At 66.5% G+C, this 18448-nt stretch carries 17 protein-coding genes; 12 read left to right on the forward strand and 5 right to left on the reverse strand.

Going from position 1 to position 18448, the window contains the following annotated elements:
- Window positions 1–380 precede the first annotated feature (380 nt).
- Entirely contained in the window at window positions 381–1373 is a 993-nt protein-coding gene (locus ACH438_RS16455; protein ID WP_397005809.1) for an NAD(P)H-quinone oxidoreductase, read from the forward strand.
- Here the strand turns inward: ACH438_RS16455 and ACH438_RS16460 are convergent.
- Window positions 1370–2575: a cysteine desulfurase-like protein gene (locus tag ACH438_RS16460; protein ID WP_397005811.1), complete on the reverse strand. Its 1206-nt coding sequence runs from the start codon at window positions 2573–2575 to the stop codon at window positions 1370–1372. The two genes, ACH438_RS16455 and ACH438_RS16460, sit on opposite strands and share 4 nt — an antisense overlap.
- 251 nt (window positions 2576–2826) lie before the next feature.
- Here ACH438_RS16460 and ACH438_RS16465 point away from each other — a divergent pair, with 251 nt between their 5' ends.
- The 5 genes from ACH438_RS16465 to ACH438_RS16485 all read left to right on the forward strand — a co-directional run bounded on the left by ACH438_RS16465 (window position 2827) and on the right by ACH438_RS16485 (window position 6637).
- Complete coding sequence (locus ACH438_RS16465) at window positions 2827–3417, forward strand: bacterial proteasome activator family protein (protein WP_397005813.1); 591 nt, start codon at window positions 2827–2829, stop codon at window positions 3415–3417.
- Window positions 3418–3551: 134 nt separating this feature from the next.
- On the forward strand, window positions 3552–4379 hold the full coding sequence (locus ACH438_RS16470; RefSeq protein WP_397006049.1) for an ABC transporter permease: 828 nt from the start codon (window positions 3552–3554) through the stop codon (window positions 4377–4379).
- A gap of 7 nt (window positions 4380–4386) precedes the next feature.
- A complete protein-coding gene (locus tag ACH438_RS16475; RefSeq protein WP_397005815.1) occupies window positions 4387–5208 on the forward strand; it encodes an ABC transporter ATP-binding protein in 822 nt (273 codons plus the stop codon).
- Entirely contained in the window at window positions 5205–6128 is a 924-nt protein-coding gene (locus ACH438_RS16480) for a glycosyltransferase (RefSeq protein ID WP_397005817.1), read from the forward strand. Before ACH438_RS16475 ends, ACH438_RS16480 begins: the two co-directional genes overlap by 4 nt.
- Before the next feature lie 275 nt (window positions 6129–6403).
- Window positions 6404–6637: a hypothetical protein gene (locus ACH438_RS16485; RefSeq protein ID WP_397005819.1), complete on the forward strand. Its 234-nt coding sequence runs from the start codon at window positions 6404–6406 to the stop codon at window positions 6635–6637.
- 118 nt (window positions 6638–6755) lie between these two features.
- Here ACH438_RS16485 and ACH438_RS16490 read toward each other — a convergent pair whose 3' ends face one another.
- The gene (locus ACH438_RS16490; RefSeq protein ID WP_397005820.1) at window positions 6756–8276 is read right to left on the reverse strand and encodes an alpha/beta hydrolase; all 1521 of its coding nucleotides are present in this window, start codon (window positions 8274–8276) and stop codon (window positions 6756–6758) included.
- A 201-nt stretch (window positions 8277–8477) separates the two neighbouring features.
- Here ACH438_RS16490 and ACH438_RS16495 point away from each other — a divergent pair, with 201 nt between their 5' ends.
- The 3 genes from ACH438_RS16495 to ACH438_RS16505 all read left to right on the forward strand — a co-directional run bounded on the left by ACH438_RS16495 (window position 8478) and on the right by ACH438_RS16505 (window position 10901).
- The gene (locus ACH438_RS16495) at window positions 8478–9326 is read left to right on the forward strand and encodes an SDR family oxidoreductase (RefSeq protein ID WP_397005822.1); all 849 of its coding nucleotides are present in this window, start codon (window positions 8478–8480) and stop codon (window positions 9324–9326) included.
- Between the two features lie 48 nt (window positions 9327–9374).
- Entirely contained in the window at window positions 9375–9968 is a 594-nt protein-coding gene (locus ACH438_RS16500; RefSeq protein WP_397005824.1) for a TetR/AcrR family transcriptional regulator, read from the forward strand.
- An 84-nt stretch (window positions 9969–10052) separates the two neighbouring features.
- Window positions 10053–10901: an SDR family NAD(P)-dependent oxidoreductase gene (locus tag ACH438_RS16505; protein WP_397005826.1), complete on the forward strand. Its 849-nt coding sequence runs from the start codon at window positions 10053–10055 to the stop codon at window positions 10899–10901.
- Window positions 10902–10919: 18 nt separating this feature from the next.
- On the opposite strand, the gene ACH438_RS16510 is transcribed toward ACH438_RS16505, so the two are convergent.
- Both ACH438_RS16510 and ACH438_RS16515 read right to left on the reverse strand, forming a co-directional pair.
- Window positions 10920–12806, reverse strand: a complete 1887-nt coding sequence (locus tag ACH438_RS16510) for a glycosyltransferase (protein WP_397005828.1) — start codon at window positions 12804–12806, stop codon at window positions 10920–10922.
- Between the two features lie 131 nt (window positions 12807–12937).
- Entirely contained in the window at window positions 12938–13453 is a 516-nt protein-coding gene (locus ACH438_RS16515; protein WP_397005830.1) for a GtrA family protein, read from the reverse strand.
- A 98-nt stretch (window positions 13454–13551) separates the two neighbouring features.
- Between ACH438_RS16515 and ACH438_RS16520 the strand changes: the two genes are divergently transcribed.
- Window positions 13552–14523 carry a glycosyltransferase gene (locus tag ACH438_RS16520; protein WP_397005832.1) on the forward strand — a complete coding sequence of 324 codons (972 nt, stop codon included), beginning with the start codon at window positions 13552–13554 and terminating at the stop codon, window positions 14521–14523.
- A gap of 53 nt (window positions 14524–14576) precedes the next feature.
- A complete protein-coding gene (locus tag ACH438_RS16525) occupies window positions 14577–16172 on the forward strand; it encodes a DUF2142 domain-containing protein (RefSeq protein WP_397005834.1) in 1596 nt (531 codons plus the stop codon).
- Window positions 16173–16228: 56 nt separating this feature from the next.
- On the opposite strand, the gene rfbB is transcribed toward ACH438_RS16525, so the two are convergent.
- Window positions 16229–17233 carry a dTDP-glucose 4,6-dehydratase gene (gene rfbB, locus ACH438_RS16530; protein WP_397005836.1) on the reverse strand — a complete coding sequence of 335 codons (1005 nt, stop codon included), beginning with the start codon at window positions 17231–17233 and terminating at the stop codon, window positions 16229–16231.
- Between the two features lie 453 nt (window positions 17234–17686).
- On the opposite strand from rfbB, the gene ACH438_RS16535 reads away from it, so the two are divergent.
- Window positions 17687–18379 carry a hypothetical protein gene (locus ACH438_RS16535; RefSeq protein WP_397005838.1) on the forward strand — a complete coding sequence of 231 codons (693 nt, stop codon included), beginning with the start codon at window positions 17687–17689 and terminating at the stop codon, window positions 18377–18379.
- Window positions 18380–18448 lie beyond the last annotated feature (69 nt).

Below are 18448 nucleotides of genomic sequence, written 5' to 3' on the forward strand. Positions count from 1 at the left end.
GTACCTGCGTGCCGTGCCGCGCGGGTATTAGCGGCGGCGAATACGGACCAGTGCCTGCGGGGCTTCCTCGGCGACGAAACCGGAAATCGCCATTGCGGCGAAAAGGGCAAAAGCAGCGATCAGAAACACGGTGGCGATCATGGAACTCTCCTTAACGGATGTCGTGATTACACAGTGACCGCTGAACCTGAGTCCCAGCTGTGATCCCGCCGTGGAGCCTCTGACATTCGATACGGGTGAAAGCCCGTAACCAAGACGGGTGGTCGACGAGCCGGCATCATTCGGCACGGGTGAAAGCCCGTAACCAAGACGGGTGGTGGACGAACCGGCATCATTCGGGTTCACGGGTGCGGGCGATCGCGCACCGTACGCTCGAAGCCATGTATGCAGTGACGCTCGATGGTTTCGGTGGGCCTGAGGTCATGAAGTGGGCAGAGGTCGAGGATCTGCCCGCACCCGGCCCGGGTGAGGTGGCGATCGACGTGGTGGCCGCGGGGGTGAACCGCGCGGATCTGCTGCAACGGCAGGGCCTGTATCCGCCGCCGCCCGGCGCGAGCGAGACCCTCGGCCTGGAGGTCTCCGGTGTGGTCGCGGAAGTCGGTGCGGGCGTACGGGATTGGCGGCCGGGCGATGTGGTGTGCGCGCTGCTGTCCGGCGGCGGCTACGCGGAACGGGTGAACGCTCCCGCGTCCCAGATATTGCCGGTCCCGGAAGGCCTGGACGTGTCCGCGGCGGCCGCGCTGCCCGAGGTCGCGGCCACGGTCTGGTCGAACCTGGTGATGCGGGCGGGGATGCACGGCGGGCAGCTGCTGCTCATCCACGGCGGCGGCAGCGGGATCGGCACGCACGCCATCCAGGTGGCGCGGGCGCTGGGCGCGCGGGTCGCCGTCACCGCCGGATCGCAGTTCAAACTGGATCGCTGCCGGGAATTGGGCGCGACCACGTTGATCAATTACCGGGAGCAGGATTTCGTCACCGTACTGCGGTCCGAATATCCCGGCGCGGACATCATTCTCGATGTGATGGGCGCGTCGTATTTGGAACGCAATGTGGAGGCGCTCGCCGAAGACGGGCATCTGGTGATCATCGGTATGCAGGGCGGCGTCAAAGCCGAAGTGAATCTCGGTGTGCTGGTTGGCAAACGGGGTTCCATTCACGCCACGAATCTGCGCCGCCGCCCCGAACACGGGCACGGCTCCAAGGCGGAGATCATCAGCGAACTCCGGCGTCACCTGTGGCCGTTGATCTCCGACGGCACGGTGGTACCGGTGGTCTCCGCGGAGCTTCCGGTCACCGATGTCGCAGCGGCGCACCGCCTGCTCGATTCGGACGAATCCGTCGGCAAGGTGGTTTTGGCTGTTCGCGAGTCCTAGGTGTCGAGAGCGGCGAGGGCGCGACCCAGTTGTTCGATCTCGAATCTGGTTGTGTACGGGGCCAATCCGATGGTGACGGCCCCACCCTCGTCGTTCACGCCGAGCGCGTCCAGCAGGCGGCTGCCACCGTGCGAACCGCTGAGGGTGCCGATGCGGGCGTCCGCCAGTTTGGCCGAGACCTTTTCGGCCTGCATGCCCGAAATGGTGAAGCTCACCGTCGGAATGCGGGTCGACGCGCGGCCGATGACCGTCAGATTCGGGATGGTGTCGAGCACCGCCATCAGGTGTTCGAAGAGCTGATCGTGATAGTCCTGTAGCGAGGTGATGGAGACCTCGAGCCGTTCCCGGCGAGTGCCCTTGGCGCGCTCGTCGAGTGCGGCGAGGTAGTCGATGGAAGTCGTGAGCCCGGCCAGCAGCGCGTACTGGTGCCCGCCGACCTCGAGCCGTTCCGCGCCCTTCGCATAGGGATTCAGCGACATGGACGGAATGCGGTCCAGGAACGCGGGATCCCGGAAGACCAGCGCGCCGATCTGCGGCCCGCCCCAGGCGGGTGCGCTGAGCGCGATCACGTCGGCATTGAGTTCGTCGATATCGATGAGCGCGTAGGGCGCGGCCCCGAAGCAGTCCGCGACCAGTAAACCGCCGACCTCGTGCACGCGGTCGGCGGCGACGCGCACGGCGGGTGCGGAGCCGACGATCGGGGAGGCGGCGGTGAGTGCGACCAAGCGGGCGGTCGGTCCGATGAGTTCCTCGAACTGCCAGGCCGGCATCTCGCAGGTCTCGATCTCCACTTCCGCCCAGCGCACATGGGCGCCATAGCGATTCGCGATGCGCAACCACGGCGCGACGTTCGCCTCGTCATCCAGACGCGACAGCACGATCCCGGTGCCCAGTCCGAGCCGGGAACTCAGCGACTCGGCCAGCCAGGCCAGCAGTATCGCCCGATCGGGTCCCAGCACCACGCCCGCCGGGTCCCCGCCCACCAGGTCCGCGACCGCCTCGCGGGCGGCCTCCAGGATGGCCGCGCTGCGTTTCGCGGCGCCGTGCCGGTTGGTGTGCGAGAAGGCGGAGGTCCGGAAACCCGTTGATACGGCCCGTGATACCGAGTCCGGGACCAGCATCCCCGCCTGCGGATCGAGGTGGATCCAGCCGTCGCCCAGGGACGGTATGAGGCCCCGCACCCGTGCGACGTCGTAAGTCATGGTGGCCACTCTAAAGGGCGATGGCACGCGAAGGTAACGGTAGGCAGTGTTTGATTGCCTCCGCTTCGCTCCGGCGCGGTTCGCGGCGCTGAGAGTCTCGTTCTTCCCTCCCTCCGCTCCTCCGCTTCGCTCCCCCGCTCCACTCAGTCCAGAACGAGACGCGCCGCGAACCCCCATCGTGATGACTCTTCGGATAGTTACAAATCGGGTGGCGCTTAGCAGGTTCGGCCTGGATTCGGCAGGATGGGTATATGACGCAATCGGAGGGGCTTCCCGAAAACATTGTTGTAGTCGGGCCCGAGGGCAAGCTTTTCATCCCCGCGGCGGCGCAGATCGGCGGCGAACCGATCGAGATCACCGGACAGGTTGTCGGTGAAGTGCATTCGGATGATCTGGGCGACAAGGACGAATCGCTCGCGGACATGGTCGAGCAGCCGGCGAAGGTCATGCGCATCGGCACCATGATCAAACAGCTGCTCGAGGAGGTTCGCCACGCACCGCTGGACGATGCCTCCCGCACCCGCTTGCGTGAGATCCACCGCACGTCCATCCGGGAACTGGAGACCGGTCTCGCCCCCGAACTCCGCGAGGAACTCGAACGCCTCGCGCTCCCCTTCACCGAGGACACCATTCCGTCCGACGCGGAACTCCGCATCGCGCAGGCGCAGCTCGTCGGCTGGCTCGAGGGCCTCTTCCACGGCATCCAGACCGCCCTCTTCGCTCAGCAGATGGCCGCCCGCGCCCAGCTGGAACAAATGCGCCAGGCCCTCCCGCCCGGCGCCTCGCACGCCGACCCGCGCGGCGGCCAGGGCTCTTCCGGCGGTAGTGGCCAGTATCTCTAGACATAGATGACGGGGTCGGCGGCAGGTTCGCGACGCAAACTCCTGGCCATTCGCTAAGGTCGGGTGCTGTGCCTGCTGCTGCTCCCCCCGACTCGGCCACGGCCGAAGTGACCCCGGACAATGCTCGGGTGCCGATCGTGTCGGATTCGCAAACTCTCCGCCGCGCATACAAGGACTTCCGCGACGGCTTCTCCCAGCGTGAGCTGTGGCTGTCGCTGGGCTGGCAGGACATCAAGCAGCGCTACCGCCGCTCGGTGCTGGGTCCCTTCTGGATCACCATCTCCACCGCGGTGCAGGCGGCGGCCATGGGCCTGCTGTATGCCACGCTGTTCCATCAGCCGCTGCACGACTACCTGCCGTATGTGACGGTCGGCCTGATCACCTGGAATGTGATCAATGCCAGCATTCTCGAGGGCTCCGATGTCTTCATCGCCAACGAGGGCCTGATCAAACAATTGCCATCGGCATTGAGCGTGCACGTCTATCGGCTGGTGTGGCGGCAGTTCCTCTTCTTCGCGCACAACGTGGTGATCTATGTCGTCATGCTGGTGGGCTTCGGCGTGTGGCGGGATCTGCACTGGAACGCACTACTGGCGATACCCGGCATCCTGCTGCTGTTCCTGAACGCCATGTGGGTGACCATCGCGTTCGGCATCTTCAGCACCCGCTACCGCGATATCGCGCCGATCCTGGGCAGCATGACGCTGATGCTGTTCGTGCTGACGCCGGTCATGTGGAAGACCACCTCGCTGCACGAACAAGGCGGCGCGGTGAGCGATCGCGCGAAGCTGGTCGAGCTGATTCCGACCTACCATTACCTGGAGATCGTGCGTGCGCCACTGCTGGGCCAGCCGCTGGAGTTGCGCTCCTGGCTCATCGTGCTGGCGATCACCGTCGTCGGCTGGGCGGTCGCGATCCTGGCGATGAAGCAGTTCCGTTCCCGCGTTCCCTACTGGGTGTGAAGGCTCAATGACCGACCATGTGAGTATCGAGACCCAGAACGCGTGGGTGGAGTTCCCGATCTTCGACGCCAAGTCCCGTTCGCTGAAGAAGGCGTTCATGGGCAAGGCGGGCGGCGCCATCGGGCGCAACTCGTCCGATGTGGTGGTCGTGGAGGCCATGCGGGATATCAATCTGTCGCTGAAGGAAGGCGACCGGATCGGCCTGGTCGGCCACAATGGTGCGGGCAAATCGACACTGCTGCGCATGCTCGCGGGCATCTACGAACCCACCCGCGGCAGCGCCCGGATCCGCGGGCGGGTGGCGCCGGTCTTCGATCTCGGCGTCGGCATGGACCCGGAGATCTCCGGCTACGACAACATCATCATTCGCGGCCTGTTCCTCGGGCAGACGCGTAAGCAGATGCTCGCCAAGGTCGACGAGATCGCCGAATTCACCGAACTGGGCGACTATCTCGAAATGCCGCTGCGCACCTACTCGACCGGTATGCGGGTGCGGCTCGCCATGGGCGTGGTGACCTCCATCGATCCGGAGATCCTGCTGCTGGACGAGGGCATCGGCGCGGTGGACGCGGAATTCATGAAGAAGGCGCGCATCCGGTTGCAGGAATTGGTCTCGCGCTCCGGCATTCTCGTATTCGCCAGCCATTCCAACGAGTTCCTGGCGCAGCTGTGCGATTCGGCGCTGTGGATCGACCATGGAAACATTCGTATGCACGGCGGCATCGAGGAAGTGGTGCGCGCCTACGAAGGCCCGGAGGCGGGCGATCACGTGGCGCAGGTGCTGCGGGATCTGGAACGTGAAAAAGAACCGGAACGGAATCCCGCATGACCCAGCAGGCCGGCCCCCTCTACAGCGATGATGCCCGCATCGTCGCGATCGTCGTCACTCATAAACGCCGGGACCAGCTGGCCGAATCCTTGAAGGTGCTGGGCAGCCAGACCCGGCCGCTGGACCATCTGATCGTGGTGGACAACGGCAATGAGCCGGAGGTCGGGGAGCTGGTCAAGCAGCAGCCGATCGAAACCACCTATCTCGGTTCGGAACACAATCTCGGTGGCGCGGGCGGTTTCGCGCTCGGCATGCTGCACGCGCTCACCATGGGCGCGGACTGGGTGTGGCTGGCCGACGACGACGGCCGGCCCGAGGGGCCCGAAGTGCTTGCCACGCTGTTCGATTGCGCGCAGCGGCATCGGCTGGTCGAGGTATCGCCGGTGGTGGCGGATATCGACGATCCGGACCGGCTGGCCTTCCCGCTGCGACGCGGCGTCGTGTGGCGGCGGCTGCGGTCCGAGCTCGGCGACGAGGACTTCCTGCCCGGCATCGCCTCGCTGTTCAATGGCGCGCTGATTTCCGCCGAAGCCGTGGACAAGATCGGCGTGCCGGATTTGCGGCTGTTCGTGCGCGGCGACGAGGTGGAAGTGCATCGGCGCCTGGTGCGTTCGGGCCTGCCCTTCGGTACCTGTTTGCAGACCGCTTACTTGCACCCCAACGGCTCGGCGGAGTTCAAGCCGATCCTGGGTGGCCGCATGCACACCCAGTACCCGGACGACCCGGTGAAGCGGTACTTCACGTATCGCAACCGCGGCTACCTCATGGCGCAGCCCGGTATGCGAAAGCTGTTGCCGCAGGAGGTCGCCCGCTTCGGCTGGTTCTTCCTGGTGCAGCAGAAGGACCCCGCCGGCCTCATGGAGTGGTTACGGCTACAGCGGCTCGGCCGGCGCGAGCAGTTCCACAAACCGCAGAGTTGAGACAACTCTCGTAGCTCGCGGCTCCACCACCCTGCGCCGTGGGTAAACCCCTGAAACCCCGGATTGTCGGGGTTGGAAAATAGATTGCGTTGAATCGGCCCGCCTGACAAGGTTGTGCCGTCTTGTTCGGATCGAAGGAGAGAAGGAGGTGGAGACCGTGATTACGACAGAACGGATTGTCGTGCCCGCGCGAACATTCGCGCCGCGCGTATCCCCCTCGAACCTCCCGCGCTGAGTCCACGAACGGGCTCGGCCCGACAAAGGACTCTCCGATCATGTCTCTGGTCGACTTCGACCTGCTCGCACCCTACGGCTGGACCCCGGCGCTGGCCGCCGATTATCTTCCGCTGCTCGGTGATTCGCTGATTCCGGCCCGCCTGATCCGCATGGATCGCAGCGAATGCGATGTCGCCGCACCCCTGCCCACCGCCGATTACGCCAGCCGCCTGCAGGCCGCCGTGATCCGGGCGCGCTGCCGCAGCGCCGCCTCGACAGCTTCCGCAAGCTGACTCGCGAGAACGAGTGGATGGCCGCCCGCACCGATTCGCGCCTGCGCGCGGAGCGCAAGAAGGTGTGGAAGGACATCAACAAGAATCAGCGCCGCATGTACCAGGAACGCGGTAAGCGCTAGCCGTCGTCACGGCAGGTGAGATCGCTTGCGGGCAGGGTGCCGTCGCGGAAGTAGGTGTTCACGGCGGCATCCACGCAGCTGTTCGGCCAGCGGTCGAAGATCGAGTGGATGGCGACATTGTCGAGGGTGACCAGCCGGGAGGCGGTCAGCGCCCGGTGCATGCCCTCCGCATTGGCGTAGGTGGTGCGGGTGTCGCCGGTGGACTGGATGATCAGCGCGGGCACCGAATTGTGCACCACCGTCGGCGATTCGGCGGGCGGCGCCCAGAACGCGCACGGGGTGATGTTGTTCGCGAAGGCCCCGAACACCGGCTCGGTCGGGCGGGACGCCTCGATATTGGCCCGGTACCAGGCCGGGTCGCGGGGTACGCCGACATCGCCGCACATGATGGCCATCTGCTCGGATTTGTCGCGCGGCTGGGAGCGCACGAGCACATCGAGGGCGCTCTGCAGATTCGGATCGGGCTCGACAGCCCGGCCGTCGGCGGCGTCGGTCAGGGTGCGGACGAGGGCGGCGACGGTGTCGAACCGGCGCTGATCGTCGAGCCGCATGAACAGCAGCATGGGCAGCAGATGGTCGTCGACGGTGTTGTCGCCGACGCGGATCGGCTGTGCGGCCGCCCGGTGGATGAGGTTCACGACGGCGCCGCGCACCTGTTCGCGGGTGCTGCCGAAGTGGTATTCGCTGTCCCGCAACGCCGTCCAGTCGGCCCATGTGTCGAGTGCCGCCTCATTGGCCGCGCCCATGTCCTGCACCATGCCGACCGCGCCGTACCGGATGGGGTCGACCGCACTGTCCAGCACGATGCGATCGCTGCGTTCCGGGAACATCTGGGTGAAGACGGCGCCCAGGTAGGTGCCGTAGGAGGTGCCCATGTAGCTGATGCGTTGTTCGCCCAGCGCGCCGCGGATGACATCCATATCGCGGGCGGTATTACGAGTCGTGAAGTACGGCAGGCGATCTCCTTCGGCCGCGGCGCAGCGCCGGGCGAGATCGGATTGGGTGGCCACGGATTCGGCGTACTTCGCGGCGTCGATGCCGGCGGATTGCAGTCCGAAACCGGTGGGCCACTGGCAGTTCACCGCCGCGGAGCGGCCGACGCCGCGCGGGTCCATGCCGATCAGGTCGTAGCGGGCGCGCACATCGGGTGTCATGGCCTTGCCGACGCCGATCATGTAGTCCAGCCCGGAGCCGCCGGGTCCGCCCGGATTGGACAGGATGACCCCGTGCCGCAGCTTCGGATCGGTGGCCGGAATGCGCGAGATGGCGACGGTGATGGTCTGCCCCTGCGGCTTCCCGTAGTCGAGCGGCACGGTCACGTCGGTGCACTGTGCGCCCGCCTGGTCCAGGTCCGGCTCGTGGCAGGGCTGCCAGGTGAGGGTCTGGCCGTAGTACCGGTCGAGAGCCTCGGACGGCGCACTCGACCTCGTCTCGGTCGCGTGGAGGGCGAAGGCCGCACCCACGGCGACGGCGGCCGTGGCGGCCAGTCCGGCGAGCACCGTGTTCCGTTTGTTCATGGTCGGCAACGCTAGGGATCGGCGCAGGTGGCGCCCATGACGCGAGCACCCGAGTCGAGGTAGGGGCAACCCTACCTATGCAACTGGTTGCATAGAGGACTTTTCTCGCCTAATGTCCGAATCGGAGGGCTTTTCGCCCCGTCCGTCCGCAACCTCGCGGATGATCGGAACCGGGGCGGAAGCAGGAGAACAGGAGCTGACATGACGGAAGCACTGAAGCCGCTGGCGGGCCGGACCATGATCATGTCGGGCGGTAGCCGCGGCATCGGCCTGGAGATCGCCAAGCGGGCGGCGGCCGACGGGGCGAACATCACCCTCATCGCCAAGACCGATACGCCGCATCCCAAACTGCCGGGCACCATCCACACGGCGGCGGCGGAATTGGAGGAGGCCGGCGGCACGGTGCTGAAGTACCTCGGCGATGTGCGCGACGACGAGGCGGTGACCGATGCCGTACAGCAGACGATTCAGCGTTTCGGCGGCATCGACCTGGTGGTGAACAATGCCTCCGCCATCGACCTGTCGCCCACCGAGCTGCTGCCGATGAAGAAGTACGACCTCATGCAGGACATCAACTGCCGCGGCAGTTTCCTGCTGTCCAAGCTGAGCATCCCGGCCCTCAAGGAGTCCGCGCAGGCCGGCCGCAATCCGCACATCCTGACCCTGTCCCCGCCGCTGAACCTGGACCCCAAGTGGGCGGGTCAGGCGCTGGGCTACACCATCGCCAAGTACGGAATGTCGCTCACCACTCTGGGTTTGGCCGAGGAGCTGCGCAAGTACGGCATCGGCGTGAACTCGCTGTGGCCGCGCACCACCATCGCCACCGCGGCGGTGCGCAATCTGCTCGGCGGCGACGACATGATCTCCACCTCCCGCACCCCCGACATCTACGCCGACGCGGCCTACCTGGTCCTCACCTCACCGGCCAAGGACACCACCGGCAATTTCTTCCTCGACGACGATGTCCTTGCCGCACACGGCATCACGGATCTGGAGAAGTACCGCGTGATCCCGGGCGACGGCCCGCTGACCACCGACCTCTTCCTCTGACCGCGCGGGCCCACGGTCCATCTGGAAGGAACGTACTAACGTAGGACCGTGGCGCCTCCACGCAAGCACGACACCGACGTCATCCTGGACGCGGCCCGCACCCTGGTACTCCGGGACGGGCCGCGTGCCGCGAGCGTCGCCGCCATCGCCGAGGCGAGCGGCGCGCCGGTCGGCACGCTGTACCACCGCTTCGGCAATCGCAACGGCGTGCTCACCGCCGCCTGGATCCGCGCCCTGGAACGCTTCCAGGCCCATGCGATGGCCGGGGCGGAGTCCGACGATCCACTGGAGGCGGCGCTCGGAATGTGCTGCGCCGCAATCACATTCGGGCGCGCCTCCCTGGATGACGCCAAGCTGCTGCTGAACCTGCGTCCGAGCGATCTGCTGGACGGCGAGCCGGACGACGCCTTCCAGGAACGGCTGGCGGGCATGAACGCACCGCTGCTCGAGCAGTTGCGGCGCGTCACCCGCGGCATCTACGGCACCGCGGGCCCCCGCGAGATCGACACCGTCACCCGCGCCGTCGTCGACCTGCCGTATGCCGCGCTGCGCCGCCACGCGCACGGCCCGGAACTGCCCGAATGGCTGGAACGCGATCTCACCACCGCGGCCCGGTTGCTGCTCACCGCCGAACTGGCCTGACACACAACGCGATACCGCACGATCCCGGCACGCTGCGACGCGATTCCGGAAGCGCGGCCGGGTCCCCGGCATTACGTTCGGAATATGACTATTGCTCTTGTCACCGGCGCGAATCAGGGTCTCGGGCGGGCGATCGCCGCGCAACTGGCCGAGCGCCTGGGCCCGGATTCGACCGTCTACGTCAGCGGCCGGAATGCCGATCGAGTACGCGAGGCCGCCGCCGCGATTCCGGGCGCGGTCCCGCTGGTGCTGGATGTCGGATCGGGCGAGAGCGTGGCGGCGGCCGCGGCGCAGGTGCGGGAGCGGCACGGCGGGATCGACCTCGTGGTGTCGAATGCGGCGGCGCGGCGGTCCGCCGACCGCAGTGATGCCGACACCGTCCGCGAGTTCGTGAACACCAATAATCTCGGGGCCACCCGGATGATCCGCGCGTTCGGGCCACTGCTCCGGTCCGGTGGCCGATTCGTCATCGTGGCGAGCGCTTTCGGCAGCCTGCGGTACCTGGATCCGAGCCTGCACGACCACTTCGACACCGGGACCATGACACTCGCCGATGTGGACCGGGAAATGCTGGCGTACGCCGAGCTGGTGGAGGCGGGCAAGGACAAGACCGCCGGCTGGCCGGACTCCATCAACTACCCGTCCAAGATCGGGCAGGTCGCGGCCGCACGGGTTTTCGCCCGCACCGATGCCGCGGCGCGGAATCTGTTCATCGGCGCGGTATGCCCGGGACTGGTCGATACCGAGGCGTCCCGTCCCTGGTTCACCGATATGGCGCAAGCCCAGTCGCCCGGCGAGGCCGCGGTCGACATCGTGAAAATCCTTGTCGACCCGGTGAATCCGGCCTTCATCGGGCAGTTGGTGCAGCACGGCGTCGTCATCGGCTGGGAAGCCGATTCCGACGCCGGGCCGGTACAAGCGAAACGCCGCTGATCTCCCGGCGTCCGGTGGTCAGCGGATGCCGTAGAGGCGTTCCCAGTTCTCGCGGCTGGTGAGCTCCGGAACCGCGGCGCGCCAGCGGTTCTGCAGGTCCGGCAGTTCCTTGCGGAGCTGCCGCAGCACGCGGATGGCGCGCAGCAGCAGACGGCGGGCGGTTTCCTTGTCCCGCTTGCGGATCCGGACGCCGGACTGCGACGCGTCCGTCACCACGACCTGCTCGAACAGGCCGACGTGCCACCAGTGCGCGTCCTCGCGGGTGACGCCGACGACGCCCGGGATGGTGCGGCCGGTCCACTGCTTGAACGCGCGCTTGAACAGCACCGGCAGCGGGCGGCTGGGTTCACCGCCGGCCCGGCGCAAACCGAAGTGCGCGTTGGGGATCGGTGAGGTGGCGGCCGGATGCTTGATGGTCTCCGGGTAGTCGCCGCGCGAGCCGCGGGCCTTGGCCAGCGCCTCGATACCGCCGTCGCGCAGGATCTCCGGGCCCTTCAGGTAGTCCTCGATGCCCTGCAGGGTGGTGTGCGCGAGGCCGTACTGCATGCCGACCAGGTACTCGCCGATCTCCCGGAGCAGCTGGCGGGTAATGGCTTTCGGATCCAGGTCGTGGTGCAGGGAGGAGACGATGAGCGAGTTGCGCGAGGAGAAGTAGCGCGCCCAGTCGTCGAAGTCCTTCCAGTAGAAGTCGGCGTGCCAGACCGCGGCATTGGGCAGCGTGACGGTGACGAAGCCGTGCTTGCGCGCCCGCAGGCCGTATTCCACGTCGTCCCACTGGAAGAAGACCGGCACCGGCAGCCCGATCTGCTTGACCACCTCGGCGGGGATCAGGCAGGTCCACCAGGCCTGGTAGCCGGCGTCCACGCGGCGCTCCTGATGCTTCTTGAGCATGCTGGTGTTGCGCAGCGCCTTGGCGACCTTCTGGCCGTGCTTGAGCTTGGCCAGATCGGTTTCCTCCGCACCGACGTTCAGGTAGTCGGGGTTGAACAGGAACAGCATCTGCGCGCCCACCAGGGTGGGTTCCACGGTCAGATTGGCGAAGGCGTTGAGCCGCAGGACGGTTTCCGGCTCGCACAGGATGTCGTCGTCCATGAGGATGACGTCGGCGTGCTCGTTGGCCGCGGAGACCTCGTACAGGCCGCGCGTGAAACCGCCCGCGCCACCGAGATTCGGCTGCCGGATGTAGCGCAGCTTGTCGCCCAGCTTCGGCTGCGTCTCGGTGAACAGGGGCCGGTCCTGCACCAGGTCGGTGCCCTGGTCGACGACGTAGACGGCGTCGATGGCGTTCAGCACGGTGGTGTCGGAGGCCAGTGCCGCAACGGTATTCGCGCAGTCCTGGGCCCGGTTGAAGGTGCAGATGGCGATGGCGACCGGGCGCACGTGATCGGGCGCGGGCGCGGTCCATTCCAGGTCGGTGATGACGGCTTCGCCACCGAGCGCGTCGATTTCGAGCCAGATGGCGCCGCCGTCGATGTACATGTCGAGCGGCGCGTGCAGCGTGACGCGGCCCGCCTCGCGCACCACCGCCGTGTCGACGACCCGGCGATGCCCTGCGATATCGGAGGCGGCCAAACGGATCCGGGTCTTGCCGGTGACCTCGAGGGTCATGCCGACCTCGACCGCGGTGACGCGGGTCCAGCGCTGCCAGTAGGCGGCCGCGAAGCGGCCGAAGTAGGTGTTGGTGGAGACGCTCGCGCCCTTCTCCAGGCGTAGCGCGAACCGCTCGCGGGTCACCTTGCCCTTGACGACGGCATACAGGTCGTCATTGATCTGCGGTGCGGGCCCGCTGAAGACGCCGCGCGCCAGCACCAGCCGCTCGGGTGCGGCGTGGTCGGCGCGCAGTGCCGCCGGAGCGGCCTGCGGATCATTGATCTCGGTCACGGCCTGCCCAGCCGACGCATCCATGAATCCCTCGACATCCCTCGAATTTTGACAGCTGTGTTATTTTGCCCTCCGCTTCGCTCCGGGCGGTTCGCGGCCCCCGAAGTCTCGGTTCTTCCCTCCCTCCGCTCCTCCGCTTCGCTCCCCCGCTCCACTCAGTCCAGAACCGAGCCGGGCCGCGAACTTTCGGGCTTTGTTTTGAAGACAAATTTTCCGTAGGCCCAGAATCGGAATCCCATGGCGACGGCCTGGCCGATGAGGGTGCCGGAAACGTTGTCCGCCAACGGACTGTCGAGTCCGAGGACATATCGGGAGAAGCCGAGGCATCCCAATTGCAGTCCGATGGCGAGCACATTGAGCACCGCATAGGTGAGGATGTGCCGGATCCCCGTATCGCCCGCATGGTCCGAGTAGGTCCACCACTTGTTGCCGAAATAGGTGACCACGGTGGCCACCGCAATCGAGATGATCTTGGCGATGAGTGGCTGATGGAAGAGCGGGCCCTCGCCGCCGGCGAAAACCAGCAGGTTGTAGACCCCGGCGTCGACCACGAACCCGATCGCACCGACCACCAGGAACGCGCCGCCGCGCTGCAACAAGCCGCGCACTTTCCCGATCAAAGACCCGTCCGAGGGTGTTTCGTTCACCGTCGTGGGCTCACTCGCTGACACCCGGCGACGGTACCCCAGCCCGGCCCGCCCCTATACCTGTGAAGGTCGGGTACCCTCCCCCGTGTTCATATTCGCCTTCCGATCAGAGGATTGACCGGGTGGACTCCACCGAGTTGCGTATTGCCGCGATCGTGCCGTGCCACAACGAAGAGGCCGCTGTCGCCAAGGTCGTGAGCGATCTGAAAGCCGCCGTCCCGGAAATCGTCGTTTACGTCTACGACAACCGGAGTACCGATGCGACCGCCGAGCGGGCGCGCGAGGCCGGCGCGATCGTGCGACGGGAGGAACGCAAGGGCAAGGGCAATGTGGTCCGCCGCGCGTTCGCCGATATCGAGGCCGATGTCTACCTCATGATCGACGGTGACGACACCTATGACGCCTTCGCGGCGCCGAAGATGATCGAGGCGCTGCTGTCCGGCCCGTACGACCATGTGCTGGGCGTGCGCCGCGAACTGGACGGCGAATCCGCGTACCGGGCCGGCCACGAGACCGGCAACAAGATCCTCAACGGCGTGGTCGGCCAGGTCTTCGGCGAAAACGTCGAGGACATGCTGAGCGGCTACCGGGTGTTCTCCCGCCGGTTCGTGAAGAGCTTCCCCGCCGTCTCGCGGGAGTTCGAGATCGAGACCGAGCTGACCGTGCATTCGCTGCATCTGCGGGTGCCGCAGACCGCAGTACCGGTCGGTTTCAAGGATCGGCCGGAGGGCAGCGAATCCAAGCTGCGCACCTACACCGACGGCTTCAAGATCCTGCGGTTGATCGTCGGCCTGGCCCGGCACGAGCGGCCGGTCGCCTTCTACGGCCTGTTCGGCACGGCGGCCTGGATCGTGTCGGTGATCCTGATCGTGCCGATAGTGGTCGAGTTCTATCAGATTCACCAGGTACCACGGTTCCCCACGCTCTTCCTCGGCTTCACGCTGCTGCTGCTCGGCAGTCTGGCGTGGACCGCGGGCCTGATCCTGGACGGTATCCGCCGGTCCCGGCACGAGGCGGCCCGGCTGGTGTACCTGCACTACTCCGCCGTGGGCGAAACGGAAACCGCAGGGCGACTGGGCGGTTCACGGCGATGACAGTGCCGCCGCTTACCGAGCAAACCGGTGATGGCACAGCAGAATCGGACATCGTGGCTACTCCAGTGAACGAAAACGGTGGCGCCGAGAGCGAAGGCAGGATCGCGCCGCCGCAGCGGATAGAGCCTGTCACCCAGGCGCCCCGCTCCGGCCTGCGCGGACTGATCTCCCGTATCGAACGGTCCTGCGGCGCGGCCGCACTGGTGTTCCTGTTGCTGGCGGGCGTGTTCGGCGTGGTGTGGTCGGTGGTGACGCCCGCGTTCTGGGGACACGACGAGATCACCCAGTTCGGGCGTGCGTACCAGGTGGCGCACGGCGGCTACCTGCCGCAGAAGATCCATGACGACCGTGGTCCGGCGTGGGGCGGCAATGTCCCGGTCAGCATCGACGCGCTGATGAACTACGCCTTCAACGACTACCAGGACACGCCGGACGAGCCGGATCCCATGGTCAAGGACCCGGCCGCCTACGACCGGCTGGGCGGGGCCGCCGTCTCCGACCAGACCAAGCAGGTCTGGTTCACCAATACCGCCGCGTATTCCCCCATCCCGTATGTGCCCGCGGCCGTGGGCATCCGGATCGCGGAGGCCACCGGCGCCGATGTCGGCGACACCGTGGAGATGACCCGGCTCGCGGGTCTGCTGGCCTACCTGCTGATCGTCTTCTGCGCCCTGCGCTCGCTGCGCGGCCACCGCGTGCAGTGGCTGGCGCTGACCGTCTCGGTGCTGCCCATCGCGGTGTTCCAGGCGGGCACGGTGACCGCCGATACGGTCACCAACGCGCTGGCCATCCTGGTTTCGGCGCTCATCGTGAAGGGCCTGTTCCTGGGGCAGCGGCTGACCCGGCCGGAAACGGTGGCCGCGCTGGCCGCCACCGTGCTGCTGCCGGTGTGCAAGCCGACCTATGTGCTGCTGGCCATGCTGACCGTGCTGATCCCGGTGCGGCGCTTCGGTTTCGGCCGGCACCGGCTGCTGGCGGACGGTAGCGAACCGGTCGCCGGGTGGCAGCGTGTGATTCCGTGGGCCTGCGCGGCGGTGGGCGCCATCGCGTTCGCGGCGTGGATGAAGATCGCCGCGCCGACCGGCGACGGCATGAGCCTCATGCGGCCGCAGAAGCAGTGGGGCACGGTGCGGCCCGGCGATCAGCTGCACGGCATCCTGAGCGATCCGATCCACTTCCTGCGTGTCTTCGGCGACAGCATCGCGCGCCGCGATCAGCACTGGTTCACGCAGTTCTTCGGTGAGCTGGGCTTCTCGTACGTGGATGTGCCGGCGCTGACCATCCTGGCCTCGCTGCTGGCGTTCGCGATGAGCATCGGCACGGCCGAGCGGTTCACCGGCGCGGCGGCGGATCGGCTGCGGACCTGGCTGGTGCTGCTCACCATGCTGGCGAGCGTGGCCATGATCTACGTGACGCTGTACATGTCCTTCACGCCGGTCGGCTATTTCATCATCGACGGGGTGCAGGGCCGCTACTTCGTGCCGCTGGCCCTGCTCACGCTGTGCGTGCTGCTGCGCTGGATGCCATTGCGGCTCACCGGTATCGACGGCCGCATTCCGGTGCGCGGTGCGGCGATCACGGTGACCATTGCGACGACCGTCGCGATGATCGCGGCGGTCGTCAAGTACACGACCATCGTCTGGGGCTGACCCCCAGCGGTCAATGCCGGCTCGTGGACCACACGCCGTGGTCACGGGCTTTCAAATCAGATGGTTGTTTCGCCCGCCGCGGCGTAGGCGTTCTCGGTGGCGGCCTTCTGTGGCCGCCACCAGGATTCGTTCTCCCGGTACCACTCGATGGTGGCGTCGAGGCCCTTGCGGAAGTCGCGGTATTCCGGCTCCCAGCCGAGTTCGGTGCGCAGCAGGGTGGCGTCGATGGCGTAGCGCTGATCGTGGCCGGGCCGGTCGGTGACGTGGTCGAAATCGTCGGGTGCGCGGCCGAAGGCCTCCAGGATCAGCTGGACCACCGACTTGTTGTCGCGTTCGCCGTCGGCGCCGATCAGGTAGGTCTGCCCGATCCGCCCGCGCTGCAGGATCTCCCAGACCGCGCTGTTGTGGTCGTCCACGTGAATCCAGTCGCGCACCTGATGGCCGGCGCCGTAGAGGCGGGGGCGCACGCCGTCGATGAGATTGGTGATCTGGCGCGGGATGAACTTCTCGACATGCTGGTAGGGCCCGAAGTTGTTGGAGCAGTTGGAGATCGTGGCCCGCACGCCGAAGGAGCGCACCCAGGCCCGGACCAGCAGGTCGCTGGAGGCCTTGGTCGCCGAATAGGGACTGGACGGGCTGTACGGGGAATTCTCGCTGAAGGCGCCCGGATCGTCGAGTTCCAGATCTCCGTACACCTCGTCGGTGGAGATGTGGTGGTAGCGCACCTCATGCTTGCGCACCGCCTGCAGCAGCGAATATGTGCCGACGATATTCGTCTGGACAAACGGCCAGGGGTCCGCCAGCGAATTGTCATTGTGGGATTCCGCCGCGAAATGCACCACCGCGTCGGCCCCTGCGACCAGCCGGTCCACCAGTGCGGTGTCGGCGATGTCGCCCTGGACGAACTCGATGCGATCGGCGATCGGCGCCAGTGAGGCGAGGTTTCCCGCATAGGTGAGTTTGTCCAGCACGGTGACGTGTACACCGGGTCGCCGGGCCACGGTCTGATGAATGAAGTTCGCGCCGATGAAGCCGGCGCCGCCGGTTACGAGCAATCGCACACCGGAAACATTACGTCGCCGTCGCGATGTGGCCCGCACACCCTCCTGGATCACGTCGATGATGCGTGGCCTATACACCGCGCGCATCATCGACATGCGCGGATTCGGACACGAGTCGGAAACAAATTCAGGGAGCGAAAACCTTGTCCCGAATCCAAAATGCTGCAATTTCGGTCCATCGCCCGCACTTTTCCCATAGGAACGTTCCGAACCTGAGAAGATCCTATGTGACCTTCGTCACATAGGGTTCTCCAGGTAACGAACCGATAGACCTGCAGATGGTACGGAAACCGCCCTTATACAGGGAGTTTGCGCGATCTCACAAACTGCGCAGTCACAATAATGAACACAAATTGAACGAATGGTCACAGGGGGTTCACCGCTCGTTAGCTGTCCTCCATTTCGATTCGTGATGTCCCCCCGAGCTCTTCGATGAGGTTTCACAAAATGCTGATGAGGAAATTCGCCGCGACGTCCGTCATGCTGATCGCCGCTCTCGGCGTCGCTGCCGGTACCGCCAACGCCGACCCGGCCCCGGCCCCCGCGGGCATCAATGTCTCCTACAAGGTCGACGATCAGGGCAAGAGCATCGCCCTGACCGTCGGCAACGGCGGATCACTCGCCATCGAGGACGGCAAGCTGGAGATCAAGAACGCCGACGGCGTCGTGATGGGCGGCACCCCCCTGAGCGCACGCGTCGACGACTTCGTCTTCCCGATCGCCGCGAACGTTCAGGGCGACACCGCCACCCTGGCACCGCAGATCGATGTCGACCACGCCACCTACAAGCCGGTCGCGCTGCCCTACGAGGACCAGGCGCCCTGGAAGAGCGACTACGACCGTGAGCAGGCCGCCTGGAACCGCATGAAGGACACCATCGGCCTGGCCACCACCGCCGCCAGCCTGATCTCCGGTGTCATCGGCGGCGTCGTCGGCTGTGGCCTCGGTGCCGTGTTCGGCGCTGCTGTGACGCTTCCGGTCGTCCTGGGCGGCGGCGCCGGCCCGGTCATCGGCTGCCTCCTGGGCGCTGCGGCGGGCGCGAGCGCCATCGGCATCGCGGGCACCGTCTTCATCGCCGTCCCGGTCGCGATCGCTGCCATCATCCAGTACATGCAGACCGTCAACGAGCCGCACATCGGCAAGTGATTCGGTAAGCGGTAGAAAAAACCCCCGCCCGGCCGGCCGGGTGGGGGTTTTCGCTTTGTCCGCTCCGGA

The organism is Nocardia sp. NPDC020380 (assembly GCF_044386975.1).
In the GTDB taxonomy this organism is placed as follows: Bacteria; Actinomycetota; Actinomycetes; order Mycobacteriales; family Mycobacteriaceae; genus Nocardia.